The 14,814-nt window shown below is 35.2% G+C and carries 16 protein-coding genes and 1 tRNA gene; 5 read left to right on the top strand and 12 right to left on the bottom strand.

Going from position 1 to position 14,814, the window contains the following annotated elements; translation table 11 throughout:
* The 5 genes from A9G32_RS11595 to A9G32_RS11575 all read left to right on the top strand — a co-directional run.
* Window positions 1-1,035: DUF4942 domain-containing protein (locus A9G32_RS11595; protein WP_141672777.1), on the top strand; the 1,035-nt coding region annotated here is incomplete at its 5' end.
* A gap of 109 nt (window positions 1,036-1,144) precedes the next feature.
* A complete protein-coding gene (locus tag A9G32_RS11590; RefSeq protein WP_065590810.1) occupies window positions 1,145-1,993 on the top strand; it encodes a phosphoadenosine phosphosulfate reductase domain-containing protein in 849 nt (282 codons plus the stop codon).
* 130 nt (window positions 1,994-2,123) lie between these two features.
* Window positions 2,124-2,345, top strand: a complete 222-nt coding sequence (locus A9G32_RS11585) for a hypothetical protein (RefSeq protein WP_065590809.1) — start codon at window positions 2,124-2,126, stop codon at window positions 2,343-2,345.
* A 2-nt stretch (window positions 2,346-2,347) separates the two neighbouring features.
* Window positions 2,348-2,572, top strand: coding sequence for a DUF4224 domain-containing protein (locus A9G32_RS11580; RefSeq protein WP_065590808.1), 225 nt, complete (start codon window positions 2,348-2,350; stop codon window positions 2,570-2,572).
* The gene (locus tag A9G32_RS11575; protein ID WP_065590807.1) at window positions 2,556-3,578 is read left to right on the top strand and encodes an integrase; all 1,023 of its coding nucleotides are present in this window, start codon (window positions 2,556-2,558) and stop codon (window positions 3,576-3,578) included. Before A9G32_RS11580 ends, A9G32_RS11575 begins: the two co-directional genes overlap by 17 nt.
* A gap of 80 nt (window positions 3,579-3,658) precedes the next feature.
* Here the strand turns inward: A9G32_RS11575 and A9G32_RS11570 are convergent.
* The 12 genes from A9G32_RS11570 to A9G32_RS11510 form a co-directional block, all read right to left on the bottom strand.
* Window positions 3,659-3,732, bottom strand: a tRNA-Cys gene (locus tag A9G32_RS11570).
* Window positions 3,733-3,923: 191 nt separating this feature from the next.
* Entirely contained in the window at window positions 3,924-4,202 is a 279-nt protein-coding gene (locus A9G32_RS11565; RefSeq protein WP_065590806.1) for a hypothetical protein, read from the bottom strand.
* A gap of 67 nt (window positions 4,203-4,269) precedes the next feature.
* On the bottom strand, window positions 4,270-4,977 hold the full coding sequence (gene truC, locus A9G32_RS11560; protein ID WP_065590805.1) for a tRNA pseudouridine(65) synthase TruC: 708 nt from the start codon (window positions 4,975-4,977) through the stop codon (window positions 4,270-4,272).
* A 22-nt stretch (window positions 4,978-4,999) separates the two neighbouring features.
* Window positions 5,000-5,818 (bottom strand): pyridoxal phosphatase, encoded by an 819-nt coding sequence (locus tag A9G32_RS11555; RefSeq protein WP_065590804.1) that lies wholly within the window; start codon window positions 5,816-5,818, stop codon window positions 5,000-5,002.
* Window positions 5,819-5,884: 66 nt separating this feature from the next.
* Complete coding sequence (recR, locus tag A9G32_RS11550; RefSeq protein WP_065590803.1) at window positions 5,885-6,490, bottom strand: recombination mediator RecR; 606 nt, start codon at window positions 6,488-6,490, stop codon at window positions 5,885-5,887.
* A 211-nt stretch (window positions 6,491-6,701) separates the two neighbouring features.
* Entirely contained in the window at window positions 6,702-7,304 is a 603-nt protein-coding gene (plsY, locus tag A9G32_RS11545) for a glycerol-3-phosphate 1-O-acyltransferase PlsY (protein ID WP_065590802.1), read from the bottom strand.
* 182 nt (window positions 7,305-7,486) lie between these two features.
* On the bottom strand, window positions 7,487-10,327 hold the full coding sequence (gene uvrA / locus A9G32_RS11540; protein WP_141672778.1) for an excinuclease ABC subunit UvrA: 2,841 nt from the start codon (window positions 10,325-10,327) through the stop codon (window positions 7,487-7,489).
* Between the two features lie 234 nt (window positions 10,328-10,561).
* Window positions 10,562-11,497, bottom strand: coding sequence for a sugar kinase (locus A9G32_RS11535; protein ID WP_065590800.1), 936 nt, complete (start codon window positions 11,495-11,497; stop codon window positions 10,562-10,564).
* Window positions 11,498-11,522: 25 nt separating this feature from the next.
* On the bottom strand, window positions 11,523-11,993 hold the full coding sequence (locus A9G32_RS11530) for a YhcH/YjgK/YiaL family protein (protein ID WP_065590799.1): 471 nt from the start codon (window positions 11,991-11,993) through the stop codon (window positions 11,523-11,525).
* 112 nt (window positions 11,994-12,105) lie between these two features.
* On the bottom strand, window positions 12,106-12,393 hold the full coding sequence (locus A9G32_RS11525) for a hypothetical protein (RefSeq protein WP_065590798.1): 288 nt from the start codon (window positions 12,391-12,393) through the stop codon (window positions 12,106-12,108).
* Window positions 12,394-12,927: 534 nt separating this feature from the next.
* Window positions 12,928-14,076 carry a hypothetical protein gene (locus A9G32_RS13130; RefSeq protein ID WP_176701351.1) on the bottom strand — a complete coding sequence of 383 codons (1,149 nt, stop codon included), beginning with the start codon at window positions 14,074-14,076 and terminating at the stop codon, window positions 12,928-12,930.
* Between the two features lie 241 nt (window positions 14,077-14,317).
* A partial coding sequence (locus A9G32_RS11510) for a hypothetical protein (protein ID WP_176701350.1) occupies window positions 14,318-14,814 on the bottom strand: 497 nt, incomplete at its 5' end.

Below are 14,814 nucleotides of genomic sequence, written 5' to 3'. Positions count from 1 at the left end.
GTTGAACAGCTATTCAATCCAAAAAAATTCGAAATGGATGACAATAATATTATTTTAGAAGATAGAAATGATGTTAAAAAGCACGGAACAATCAATATTCACGAACTGATTAATGATTATAATCGTGAAAAAGAACAGGGAATTAAAGCTATCTCTAATTTTTTTAGAGATAGCTACGGATTACGCTCAGAATTACAGTTATCAGTCCGCGGGGAATCATCTCACTACAATGACGGTCGATATTCTGCAACTGAATATAAGCAAGCTATTCAGCAATATAGTAGAAATCTAAAAAAACACTACTGGGAAACGCTCATCAAATTACCAAAATTTGAAGAAAAATTAACAGTAGAAACAAAGGAAAAATTCTTTAAATTAATCAATGACTATCGAGATATGGAATTCAACGAGAATAATATTAATATTCTGTATGAGCATCTCATTAGTCTTGGCACAGAATTGATCGAACAATGTATTGATAAACTATTTAATAAAATAACACGTCAACACGCATATTATTCTGAAAGTAAGAAAAATATCTATCTCTACAACGGCTGGAAAACAAATAACGGTTACAAAATTAATAAAAAATTTATATTACCAATGCATAATCCTAGTACGTTTGACGGCGGGTGGAGAGTGCAAGAAGAATTAAGTGATATAGAAAAAGTATTTTCTTTTTTTAACAACGGCAGGAAACCAGAGGCATCTATCGCAGATATTTACAATAAATGGCGACATTCTCATACAGATAATCATATTGAAAATGATTTATTTAAAATATGTTTTTACAAAAAAGGAACGGCGCATTTTACAGTTAAAGATGACGCGTTATTGCGACGTTTTAATGTGTTTGTCGGCAAAAAAAGGCAATGGTTACCGCCCGATTATGCGATGAAAAATTATAACGATTGTAATAATGAGGAAAAACGTGTTATTGATGAGTTTGAGGGCAAAAAACAATACGTATCTAGTCTAAACGATCCTTTGTTAACAAATTCAAATAAATCAATATTAATGCTTGACTCCATCTAATTTTTCACCACAAATCTGTTAATAACTCACTGAACAACCACCCTATTCTATTAATTTATTACAAATATCTGCGCTGATTATTTGGCGTGCGATTTCTTTTGGTGAAAAGATGAAAAATATTGTTAGCTTTAGTGGCGGTCGCTCGTCAGCTTTACTAGTCTATTTAATGAAAAATCAATATCTAGACACGGATTTCATTTTTATGGACACGGGCGCAGAACATCCAAAAACGTATGAGTTTGTAAAAAATGTAGTTAAGCATTTTGATATAAATCTAACGTGTTTGCGTGTAGTCGTTAATTCAGAACTGGGACAAGGTAATTCATACAGAATCATCTCACTAGATGAATTAACGCAAGATTTACAGCCGTTCCGCGACGTTTGTTATAAATACGGAACGCCATATATTCACGGTGCATTCTGTACAAGAACGATGAAGCTTGAGCCATTTACTCGATACTGTAACGAACGCTACGGTGAAGGTAACTACAAAACGTGGCTTGGTATTCGTGCTGATGAGCCAAGGCGATTAAAAGCAAAGGATGGTTATCGTTATTTGGCTGACATATGCGATTTTGATAAGCAAGATGTTATCAACTGGTGGAAAAAACAGCCGTTTGATTTAGATTTACCAGAACATCTTGGTAACTGTGTTTTCTGTATCAAAAAAGGCATTAACAAAATCGCTTTAGCTACTCGTGATGAACCCAAAATGGCTGAGGATTTTATTAATCTAATTAATGACCCTTGCGTCCGTGTTGTAGAACGACGACAACAAAAAAATAAAATCATGTATCGAGGCAATAACTCGTTAATTTCAATTATGGCGATGTATCAAAATCATTCAAGAGAAGACATAGCGGCAACAATCAAAGGCAATAAAGGTTTCGAATCAGGCTCATGCTCAGAATCATGCGAAATATTTTCGTGTCAATTAGATTTTGATTTAGATGAGTAAATATCGTAAAGGAAACAATAATGACTACACACGAACTAAAAATTAAATCAAAGTATTTTAACACAGCAAATTACTAAGTGTTATTTGTTGATGAGAGATGAGAGATGAGAAAAGATTATAGGAGTAAATAATGACAGAGTTAACAAAAAAGCAAAAAAACGTGTTAGATGCTATAAAAGAATTTATTAAAACTAATGGATACCCGCCAACTCGCTCGGAAATGGCTAGCTTTTTTAATTATAAATCCACTAACGCAATAGAATGTTTTTTTAAATCATTACAGAAAAAGGGGCACATAAAAATCATCAAAGGGATAGCAAGAGGAATTATTTTAGTTGATAGAGAGGTGTAAGCATGGCGGAATCAATTATATTAACAGATGATGAACTGCATATGTTAACTGGCAAAAAAAGAAAAAATTTACAAATACAATGGTTAAAAGAAAACAAATTTTGCTTTCATATCAATTTGCTTGGTAAACCAGTAATCTTACGTTCATCATTGAATCAAAAGGTAATTATTGAACAAAAACAACAACAAGAGCCAGATTTTGGAGCTTTAAATGGCAAGGAAACGTAAAGACAAAAAAGACAATATCCTCCCTCCTCGCGTGTCAAAAAATAAATATTCATACTACCTCAAAACAAGAGAAAACAAAACAGTTACGCTAGGCTCGATCAATATGAGCATGGTCGAGTTATGGGCGAAGTATGAGGGGGTTATTGCTGAACAAAAAGAGGAAATGACGTTTAGCAAGCTGTGGAGCATGCACTTAAATAGCGCTGCTTTTCATAAACTGTCATCACGCTCACAAGAGGATAAATTACGAGGAGCAAAAAAAATATTACCCGTTTTTGGACATATAAACGTTAACAATATTAGACCTGAACATGTCAGACGCTACATGGACATTAGAGGAGAGCAAAGCAAAGTGCAAGCAAATCACGAGCTATCTTACATGTCTGTAGCGTTCGGTTGGGGGTACGAACGTGGGTATTGTAAAATGAATCCATGTTCTGGGGTTAAAAAATTCAGCATTCAAGCAAGAGATAAATATATTGAAGACATAGAATATTACACTATTTATGATGAAGCGATAGATATACTAAAAGTGGCAATGGAAATATCATATCTGTGCGCAGTTCGGGAAGGTGATATATTCAAGCTAAAGCACAGCCAAATACTCAAAGAGGGTATTTACATAAAACAAGGTAAAACAGGAAAAAGGCAAATCAAACAATGGACAGAACGACTAACCGATGCAATTAATTTAGCTAAAAAATTATTTCCACTGTCTTCTTCTGACTCTCTCGTGCTACAAAATAAATCAGGAGGCAAGCTAATCCAGAAGACTTTTAACTCATACTGGTTGGATGCAAAACGAAAAGCAGAAGAAAAGCTTGGCAGAAAAATCAATTGCACATTTCATGATATTAAAGCCAAGGCTATTTCGGACTACGACGGAGCAACTAAAGATAAACAGCTATTTAGTGGTCACAAGACCGAGGCTCAGGTTAATACATATGACAGAAAAGTGAAAGTAACACCAACATTAAACCCGCCAAAAAAAGAAGATTTATTCTAACTGTATATTCTAAGTTAATTCCAAGTATTGATTGTTTTAAAGTGACAAGATTTTATCTTATTGATTTTATTGATGAAAGATGGAGGCGCGTCCCGGAGTCGAACCGAGGTAGACGGATTTGCAATCCGCAGCATGGCCACTCTGCCAACGCGCCTTGGTGGTCTATCTGAATAGGCTGCAAATATTATCACTGGCTTGACTAATCGTCAAGATTAAATAGATTATAATTACAGCAGTCACTTTATTTTTAACTAACCACAGTAAGAGTAAACAGCATATTTCCCAAAAAGATCGCACAAAATATGTGTTTAAATTTAATTTTATGCTAGAGCAAATTGTACAATATTATTCTGATGTTTCGGGATATTTATAGATCCAGGTAATATCTGGATAATTAGCGAATGCATTTGGAAATAAATAAACACCACTTAGAAATGGAAAATTAATTGATTGCCAATTAACATTAAAATCAGGTTGAAATTTGATGATGGAATCAAAAAGTAACGTTGTACAATAAAGATGTGGCTCTTCACGGGGGGCTAATATGAAAGCTTCACCTTGCTTTGTTAAAATGTAGGATTTACTAGCGTTGTTTACAGTAATTTGAGAAACTACTGTAAACAACGCTAGTAAATCCTAAAAATAATGCTATATAATCAAATAATTGCAAAGTAATATGGAATAATAACTACTATTTAAAATTTAAAAGGATATCTTGCCAACTTTGATCTAATTTAGCTTCAATAATCATTGGTTTATGTTGGGTTGGATGTTTGATTTCAAGTTTGCTTGCGTGTAACATCAATCGTTTGATATTAAAATAAGTTGCAAATGCACGATTTTGATGTAAATCACCATGTTTGCTATCTCCCAATATCGGATGGAAAATATGTTTCATATGGCGACGTAGTTGATGTTTACGACCAGTTTGTGGTTTTAATTCAACAAAACTATACCTTGCTGTTTCAAATTTGCCAACCTTAATCGGAACTTCAATTTTGCTGATAGATTTGTAAAATGTGACGGCATCTTGTGCTGGTTTATTCTTATTAGTAAATTTATCTGCAATTTTATCTAATTCTTCAACTAACGGGTAATCAATCACCGCTTCCCCCTCAAGATAACCTCGCACTATTGCATGATACGTTTTTTCAATTTGTTTTTTTGCAAATTCTTCTGACATAATTCTTGCTACATCACTAGAAAGGGCAAACAACAAAACACCAGAGGTTGGTCTATCTAGCCTATGTATAGGGAAGACATGTTGACCGATTTGATCACGCAATGTTTGCATCACAACAACTGTTTCAGTTTTATCTAACCAACTGCGATGCACAAGCCAACCAGATGGTTTGTTAATGGCAATTAAGTCATCATCTTGATAAAGAATTTCAAACATAGAATATTTATTAAAATATCAATTATAAAAAGAGTTCTTCAAGCTCTTTAGCTATACTAGGGCCGTTATTATCACCAATGGCATAATTCGCTTTGGCTTTCACTTCATCATCAGCATTACCCATCGCAATCCCTAATCCAGCAATAGATAACATACTTATGTCATTATAACTGTCACCAAAAGCGACTATTTCGCTTAAATCAATATTTTCGTGCTCTGCCCAGTGAGTTAACCCATTTCCTTTGGTATTTCCTTTAACTGCTACATCTGCTCGATTTGACCAAGACCATTCACACGAAAACACTCCTAAGGAATCAACTGCATTTGAAAATTGTTGTAAAGCAGGTATATTATGGCTACTTGTTGCAAATTTAAAAATAGCGTCAGATTGCTCAATAACTTTTTCAAAATCATCTACTTTTTTAATTTCAGGTTGTAAAAACTCAGGCAATGATTTAACCCACTTAAAAAAGCTTTCTAGATGATCATCTAACAATTCATAAGTCATCATTTTATCAGTATAAATTAATGTATGAATACCATATTGATTGACAAGATTTAGTAGCATTCGAGCCTGATCTTTCGTCATTGGTTTAGAGGCAAAAGCGTTTTGTTTCTCAAAATCATAGATATAAGATCCATTACAACAAATTGCCGGGGTTGATAATTTGAGCTGATAGTAATAAGGATAAATTACAGAATGATGCCGCCCTGAAACTAAAATAACTTTCACACCTTTAGCTGTAATTTTTTCAATGGCCGCTATTGTTTCTGGTAAAATCAAACGATTGCCGGCTAACAACGTACCATCCATATCAAAGGCTACGGCTTTATACTTCATATAATACCTCTTTTCATTTCTGATCTTAGCTATAAAGACTGACTAAGTACTAAAAGTTCAATAAAATTATAATTCTATTTTTTGACGACCAACAAACGAATGCGATAAGGTGGTACCATCTACCATTTCGAGTTCACCACCAACTGGAACACCATGAGCTATTCTTGTTGCTGTTACATTAAACTCTACACACATTTGCGCAATATAATTAGCTGTTGCATCACCTTCGACGGTGGGATTAGTGGCTAAAATAACTTCGCTAATCGACTCTGAAGATAGCTTTTTTTTCAATAAATCAAGACCTATATCACTAGGGCCAATACCATCTAAAGGTGATAAATGCCCTAATAATACAAAATAGCGACCACTATACTGCCCTGTTTGTTCAATAGCCACTATATCTGCTGGAGTTTCAACCACACAAAGCTGTTCACTACTTTGACGACGAGCATTTGCGCAAATAGTGCAGGTTTCTTGTTCGGTAAAAGTTCGGCATTCCTTGCAATGGCCGATATTTATCATTGCTTCATGTAGCTCATGAGCTAATTTAATGCCACCTTGTCGATTTCGTTGTAATAAATGAAAGGCCATTCGTTGCGCCGATTTTGGACCAACGCCAGGTAAACAACGCAATGCTTCCATAAGTGATTCTAATAATGGGCTTATTTGCATGAATTATTTGGTTTCCACATATTTGAGTTTTAAGATAATAATACCTTTTTTAAAAAATCTATCAAACAAGAATTATTCTATTGTTTAATTAACTAACGATAAAATCAAAAAGATTGCAGAAAATAAGTAGGTAGGATGTTACATAACGTACAATCTATGTTATAAAAGCACATATTCAAATATATAACATTATTATGTATAAATTTTTAGACTATCTTTTGTTCTTGCTACGATGATAACTTTTTGGTTCTTCACCTTTAAAAAGGCGCATAATGTTATTATTATGGCGAACAATAATCAAACACGAAAGCATTGCAACTGGTAAAGTAAGCTCAGGTTTGAATAACCAAACATAAAATGGTGCCATAAGAAAACCAACAACTGCAGCTACCGAAGAATATCCTGTAATTAGTAAAGTAAGTAACCAAGTTAAAATAAAGCAACCTGTAAAATCAAACCCAATTGGAGCCATCATACCTAACGCAGTTGCAACTCCTTTTCCTCCACGAAAATGAAAAAAACAGGGGAAAATATGTCCTAAACAAGCAAAAATACCAATAATACCTAAAAAGAAAGGTGTAATACCAATCCGATATGAAATATAAACAGGAATTGTACCTTTTAACATATCAAAGATTAAAACAAAAATGGCTGGTAATTTGCCATTGAGTCGTAAAATATTGGTTGCTCCAGGATTGTGAGATCCATGTTCTGAAGGATTAGGTAAATGCATGATGCGACTAATGATCATTGCACCAGAAAGCGAGCCCAAAATATAGGCGACTATGATCATCAATACAATTAGCAATGTCAAAATACAACCCCTTTCATCAACCACACCATGCTGATAATTGCACTTAAGAATCTTACCAAACTCGTCGTAAATCCAGTTTACGTCTATTTTCAGTACTTATTTAACTATAATATTAATTAAAGTATATAAAAAGACTGGGCGTTGCTCCTCGCCCGTTCTTTATATGCTAATTAATAATAATCCTAGACTACTTTTTGTTTTTCCAACAACGGTTTTAAATATTTTCCAGTGAAGGAATGTTTAGATTTCGCAACCTCTTCTGGCGTCCCTTCGGCAATAATTTCTCCGCCACCATTACCACCTTCTGGTCCTAAGTCCACAATCCAGTCTGCTGTTTTAACTACATCCAAATTATGCTCGATAACAACGATAGTATTGCCTTTATCTCGCAAAGAATGTAATTGCGTTAATAATTGTTTCACATCAGCAAAATGTAGCCCAGTTGTTGGTTCATCTAAGATATACAAAGTACGACCAGTATCTCGCTTAGATAATTCTTTTGCAAGTTTTACTCGTTGCGCTTCACCACCCGATAATGTTGTTGCTGACTGTCCAATGGTAATATAAGAAAGCCCAACATCAATCAATGTTTGCAGTTTGCGTGCTATCATTGGCACGGCATCGAAAAACTCGCGACCTTCTTCAACTGTCATATTTAAAATTTCGTTAATAGACTTTCCTTTATATTTGATCTCTAGGGTCTCACGGTTATAGCGAGCACCATGACACTGATCACAAGGAACATAAATATCAGGCAAAAAGTGCATTTCAACTTTGATTAAACCATCACCTTGACAAGCTTCACAGCGTCCACCCTTAACATTAAAACTAAAGCGACCTGGATTATAGCCTCGAGCTCGAGATTCTGGTACACCAGCATAAAGTTCACGGATAGAAGTAAAAAATCCAGTATAAGTTGCTGGATTAGAACGTGGCGTACGTCCAATTGGGCTTTGGTCAATCGCAATTACTTTATCAAAATGGTTAAGTCCTTTGATTGATTTATAGGGTGCTATTTCAGTTTTTTCTGCACCATTGAGTTCGTTTTGGGCAAGGGGATATAAGGTATCATTAATTAAGGTTGATTTTCCCGAGCCCGATACACCAGTGATACATGTAAATAAGCCAACTGGAATATTTAATGTCACATCTTTAAGATTATTACCGGTTGCACCAATAAGAGATAACATTTTTTTCTTATCGACTTTGGTGCGAATAGTTGGTATTTCAATTTTTTCTTTACCGGATAAATATTTTCCTGTTAAAGATGTTTTACATGCCATTATTTGTTTGGGTGTTCCCTGAGCAACAACTTCACCACCATGAACCCCTGCCCCAGGACCAATATCAATTACATAATCAGCAGCCATAATAGCTTCTTCATCATGTTCAACGACTATAACAGTATTACCTAAGTCACGTAAATGCGTTAAAGTGTCAATCAGACGAGTATTATCTCGCTGATGCAATCCAATAGAAGGTTCATCTAGCACATACATCACGCCAACAAGACCTGCACCAATTTGGCTTGCTAATCGAATACGTTGTGCTTCACCACCTGATAATGTTTCAGCGGATCTTGAAAGCGTTAAATAGTTAAGTCCAACGTTAATCAAAAATTGTAAACGATCGTTGATCTCTTTCAAGATTTTTTCTGCAATTTGAGCTCGTTGCCCAGTCAATGTCAATTTATCAAAAAAATCCTTGGCTTGTTGCGTACTTAACTCACTAATTGTTGGTAAATTTGTATCATTAATAAACACATTTCTTGCTGCCGTACATAACCTAGAACCACCACAACAAGGACAAGGTCGATGGCTAATATATTTTGCTAGCTCTTCACGGATAGTTTGTGATTCAGTTTCTTTATACCGACGAGCTAAATTATTAATAATCCCTTCAAATGGATGTTTACGCTTAACCACATCACCACGATCGTTTGAATAAACAAACTGAATTTCGGTATTACCTGAACCATTTAATAAAATGTCTTTTATCTTTTCAGGTAATTTTTCATACGGTTTATCAATGTCAAACTTATAATGATCTGCTAATGATTTTAGCATCTGGAAATAGTAAAAATTGCGACGATCCCAACCTTTAATCGCACCAGCAGCTAATGAAACTTCTGGCATCTGGACAATACGTTTTTGATCAAAATATTGTTGCACCCCCAAACCATCACACTCAGGACACGCACCAGCGGGATTATTGAACGAGAATAATCTCGGCTCTAATTCAGAAATACTGTAACCACAAATAGGACAAGCAAAATTAGCCGAAAACAAATATTCTTCAGCTTGTGGATCATCCAAATTGGCCACTTTAACAATACCATTAGTGATCGAAAGAACCGTTTCAATCGACTCTGCTAAACGAAGTTTTAAGTCGTCACGAATACGAAAACGATCAACAACAACTTCAATGGTATGTTTTTTTTGCAATTCAAGAATTGGCGGATCAGAAAGATCATAGACATCACCATCCACTCGTACCCGAATATAACCACTAGCAGCAAGTTGCTCGAACAGTTTAACAAACTCCCCTTTACGCTCAGTAACCACAGGGGCAAGTAGCATATAACGATTATCAGTCGGTAACGCCATGATGCTATCGACCATCTGTGATATCGTTTGTGCAGCTAACGGTAAATGGTGATTTGGACAACGAGGTTCTCCAATTCGAGCAAAAAGCAAACGTAAGTAATCATAAATTTCAGTGATAGTTCCTACTGTCGAACGAGGGTTATGCGAAGTTGATTTTTGCTCGATCGAAATTGCAGGTGATAATCCTTCAATATGATCTACATCAGGTTTTTCCATCAATGATAAAAACTGACGAGCATACGCCGACAACGATTCAACATAGCGTCGTTGCCCTTCGGCATATAAAGTATCAAATGCTAACGAAGATTTACCTGATCCAGAAAGACCTGTAATAACAACTAATTTATCTCTTGGAATGGTTACATTAATGTTTTTTAGATTGTGCGTTCTCGCACCACGAATATCGATATCTTTGATTGACATAGATCTCTTCTTTGTTGTGTTTTTTAAACAAAATGGATAGAAAATTAACTGTATATTATACCAGTAACATTTGATTAAATATACAACTATATAGCTGAATATACTACTTGACTAGTTTTATACTAAAACACAGTGTTACCTGAAACTTTTTGACAAAAAATAAACTAAAATTTTTATTTCTACAGCAGAAAAAAACGGTCATTAATGACCGTCATTTGTTGATTTAACTTAGTATATCAATTTTGGAGTCGCATCAACAGGAATAATTGCGCCGCGATATTGTATAACCGTGCCAGCCACCAAATGCCCCTGTAATGCTGACTGAGAAGGGTTCCTTCCACTTAAACGAGCCCCAAGATATCCAGCACTAAATGAATCACCAGCGGCCGTAGTATCAATCACTTTATCTTTAGTGATTTTATTAGCAGGAACTTCAAAACGACCATCAGCAGAATCAATAATACAGCTATCACTGCCACGTTTAATAACAATTTCAGTTACACCAAATTGTTTTGTACGCTCAATAATTTGCTCATAAGGTAGCTTACCCCATAATAAATCTTCGTCATCTAATGTTAAAAATGCAATATCTGTAAAGCTAAGAATATCAGCATAAACACTACGAGCCAAATCAAGGCTACTCCATAAACATGGACGAAAATTATTATCAAAAATAACTTTACCGCTATTAGCTTTAACACGTTTTAAAAGATCTAATAATTTAAGGATACTTTCAGCATCTAAAATAGCAATACTAATACCGCTCAAATATACATAATCATAATGTTCAATTTGCTGAATTATTCTATCTGTTTCAGTTGTTTTCAACCAAAATTTAGCAGCAGCATCATTACGCCAATAATAAAAAGACCGTTCACCATGTTCATCAGTAACAATAGAATAAAGCCCCGGCATTTTATCAGACATTCTTTGTACTAAATCTGTTTGAATGTTTTCTGTTTGCCAACAATCTAACATTTCTTGACTGAAGGGATCGGTACCAAGCCCGGTTACATAATGTATTGAAAAATCATTATCTTTTAGTAAACGAGACAAATAAACCGATGTATTAAGCGTATCACCACCAAAACCACGCGTAGTCGAATCCTGATTCATCGACAATTCAATCATACATTCGCCAATAACAGCTATTTTTGTAGTCATAATATACTTATCATCTTTAACCTTTTTATAAATAATCTAACGCGATTTTTACCACAACTTTGCGAACTGTTTCGATATTATTATCAATTGCACAAAGCGGTTTATGCACTTCATTAGGTAAAAACACGATAAAATCATTTGGGTGTAATATCAACAAGGTCTCTTCTTTTGGTGTTTCGATAAAGGCAATATCATTTTCTACTAATTTATTATCTAACACTTTGGTATACGGCGGTAACGTACTTACTGCCATACCCTCTTTCCCAACTAAAACAATCTGAACATCAATATATTTTTCATGATATTCTGGATCAGCATCGTGGATATATCGCGATGTACTATCTGACACCATAAAAAACATATTATCACCATCAATATCGTAACGCCCCACAGGCGTGTTATTATTGACATTATCTTTAATATATTCAATTGATTGTTTAATTTTTTCGGGTAAATAAGGAATTAACCCTAAATGATTAATATTACCTAAAATCATACCAAATGATCCTTAAAAATATAGATGAAAATTAATACAAATAACCAAATTAGTTATAACTAACTTATACTATGATAAATTTAATTAGATTGATAAAGAGTATATACATAAGTCACTTATTTTTGTAGATTATTTGACATATTTCTTCACATTCGTTTGTTTTCATCACGTTGATAATATGTGATAACTGTGATTTAAATATAGGCTGTTGAGTTATTAATTGTTCGGCCTTTTCAATGATTGCGGTCTTTTTCGATTCTGGGATAAATTTAGCGTAATTTTCAGCTGATTGTTCTAATGTGGCGATAATATCCAATTTAGATTGTTCAGTTAAACAGTCTGGTAAAGCAATCCACTTAAATCCACCGTAGTAATATTTTAACATTTCTGATTGCATCATTTTCACACTATACGGTATGACTCCACCTCTTTCATTATCGGGAGGTTCTTTATAAAACTGATTAATATGGGGAGATATTGCCGCAAAATATTTTATATTAAAAGTGCTTAATATGTAGAAAAAATTAGGTTATTTACACTTCATAGTTAAAAAAATCCTTAAAAACTCACAAGGCGTTAATTTTGCTTTTTTATGTCTATTTATTACAGTTTTTTACAAATTACTGTAAACAATGCTAGAAAATCCTACAACTAATTCTTTTTATTATCTTAAGGTCGGATTTTTAATAAAAGCGCTTTTGTTATTTAATAATAGCGATTTATAACAAACTGTTAATAACAGCCAATTAATAACAAAAGCGCAAGTTTTTAAGTCGTATTGGTCGGGCGCTGTTTTGCTTTTAGTCATTAAAGTGCTGGCTTTGCCTGCTCAAAGCCCCACACTTACGCAGGGGCTTTATTCTTTTTTATATTGTCCTATCAAGCGCCATAACCACCTTCTGCTCTCTAAGGATTAAGAACTAAGAACTAAAAGTTAAGGTGTGACACAAAAGCCCGCAAATTTTCTGTCCCAGTAGTCATCGCTGTAGGTGTAGTAGCCGTTGCGCATGCTTATTATGACGTCTGCGACGGCGCAAGCGCCCGTCGGCGTCCAGGTGTGGCAGTCACCTGTCCAGTAGTACCGCATGTAGGTGCCTCCTTCACTAAAACCCGCATCAGCGTACTTCGCCAGATCACCCCACTCCGAGAAAAATCCTCCACCTATTCGACGCTGGTAATTATGAGGCCATGGTGAGTAAGGTTTGGCGGCGTCAGGATGCCCCCAGTTTATTGCATTGCTTAAATCTCTTACCAGTGGCATTCGATGATAACCCGAATGATAACACCAATGGTTATGATTCGCACGTCCTTCCATTATCTCCCCCCGATGGACAAACCACAACCTCAATTCAAATCCATATTTCACCATTACTCGCCCACTAGCATCCTTGCCCTCTAGTACGAAGGTATGAGGTAAATTTGGCTTGTGAATTTTTTCAGGATTATGATAGTCCCTCGCTCTAGGACCATTTAACCATACTCTTAATACAAATTGCCCTTTATCTTTAATCCAATAATCACGCTGATCTGGCCTTGTCCAGTGCGCCGTTACTTTTATTCCATCATACTCAACAGGGGACCAAGTTAATTGGCTTAAATCTTGAACGGATGTATTTAAAATATCAAAGTATAAACCATCTGCTCCCGTTGTTGGAAAATTATTTTTGTAAGCTCCTTCATCATTGGCTAAAACTTTGTATCCCTTATCTGGATCCCACTCAGGAGCACCAGCATATTTACCATCGCCCAAGTCCGTGTTCGGCCTTGCAAAAAGCGGAAACGGCTCAAGCGGTGGTGGTGGTGGCACCGGCTTCGGCGGCTTCGGCTGCGGTGGTGGTTCTGGCTTCGGCGGTGGTGGTGGCACCGGCACCGGCTTCGGCCACGGCGGCGGTGGCGGCGGTGGCGGCGGTGGCGGCGGCGGTTCTGGTAATGGTGGTAATGGGCTAGATGAAAGTATTATTGCATCACTACGATTAACCCCAAATGAATAACTACTATAAAAGGCACTACATAAAATAAAAAAAAGCAAACATATATTGCAAAATAAAATACGTTCAGCAGTTAAATGGTTTGGATACTTCATTTTATTTCCTTTATCAAATAATATTTTATTTTTATAAGTTTCTAGCATTACTAATAAATTCCCACGCCAACAAACATATAATTTGTTAAATAAATTATTTAAACTTATCCGACACCCTAAGCATTGAAGGCTAAAGGTTGAAGAACAACGCAAACAACTGATAGATTGGCATAGTGTTTATTGCTGACAACATCACCAAAATATGTGTTTACTGCTAATTTATTACGCCCAAATGGGGCACTCACTTGTTCATCAACATCGCCCTCCTATTCCTTTGTGCCACTAACTCCTTCAGATTCAATGAACTAAATAATGTCGCTGTCGTCATGTTAATATCAGCAAAACTTTGGTTTACCTCGGGTAACTTAATCTGGATTGTCGATAATGAAAGGCGGCTTTGTGGTGTGAATTTTCGACTGTTTGATAAATTAATACCTAATAAGTCATCTGTTGCTGTCACTTTAATGACGAGGTCATCAAAGGCTAAATAGGATGCTCTACCTTGAATGCTATCTGCTGTCGTGGTCGATAATGCCTGTGATTTTAATGAACACAGCAATAACAACAATGCCAATGGGATTTTTAGCAATAATTTTGTGAGAAATTTCGGTAATAATTTAGATAATTTAGATAATTTAGATAATTTAGATAATTTAGATAATTTAGATAATTTAGATAATTTAGAAGATATAAATAAGTTTTGCGCAAGAACTCGTCGAATAGGATTATTTGATAAAT

Origin of the sequence: Gilliamella sp. Gris3-2, from assembly GCF_001690345.1 — a bacterium.
Lineage (GTDB): Bacteria > Pseudomonadota > Gammaproteobacteria > Enterobacterales > Orbaceae > Gilliamella > Gilliamella bombi.
Note: the sequence above shows the minus strand (reverse complement) of the source record. Positions and strands in the feature narration are given on the sequence as shown.

Bases quoted from the DNA above. Each gene is read 5' to 3' on its own strand.
- A9G32_RS11590 (WP_065590810.1), top strand. From the start codon at position 1,145: ATGAAAAATATTGTTAGCTTTAGTGGCGGTCGCTCGTCAGCTTTACTA.
- A9G32_RS11585 (WP_065590809.1), top strand. From the start codon at position 2,124: ATGACAGAGTTAACAAAAAAGCAAAAAAACGTGTTAGATGCTATAAAA.
- A9G32_RS11580 (WP_065590808.1), top strand. From the start codon at position 2,348: ATGGCGGAATCAATTATATTAACAGATGATGAACTGCATATGTTAACT.
- A9G32_RS11575 (WP_065590807.1), top strand. From the start codon at position 2,556: ATGGCAAGGAAACGTAAAGACAAAAAAGACAATATCCTCCCTCCTCGC.
- truC (WP_065590805.1), bottom strand. From the start codon at position 4,977: ATGTTTGAAATTCTTTATCAAGATGATGACTTAATTGCCATTAACAAA.
- A9G32_RS11555 (WP_065590804.1), bottom strand. From the start codon at position 5,818: ATGAAGTATAAAGCCGTAGCCTTTGATATGGATGGTACGTTGTTAGCC.
- recR (WP_065590803.1), bottom strand. From the start codon at position 6,490: ATGCAAATAAGCCCATTATTAGAATCACTTATGGAAGCATTGCGTTGT.
- A9G32_RS11535 (WP_065590800.1), bottom strand. From the start codon at position 11,497: ATGACTACAAAAATAGCTGTTATTGGCGAATGTATGATTGAATTGTCG.
- A9G32_RS11530 (WP_065590799.1), bottom strand. From the start codon at position 11,993: ATGATTTTAGGTAATATTAATCATTTAGGGTTAATTCCTTATTTACCC.
- A9G32_RS11525 (WP_065590798.1), bottom strand. From the start codon at position 12,393: ATGATGCAATCAGAAATGTTAAAATATTACTACGGTGGATTTAAGTGG.
- A9G32_RS13130 (WP_176701351.1), bottom strand. From the start codon at position 14,076: ATGAAGTATCCAAACCATTTAACTGCTGAACGTATTTTATTTTGCAAT.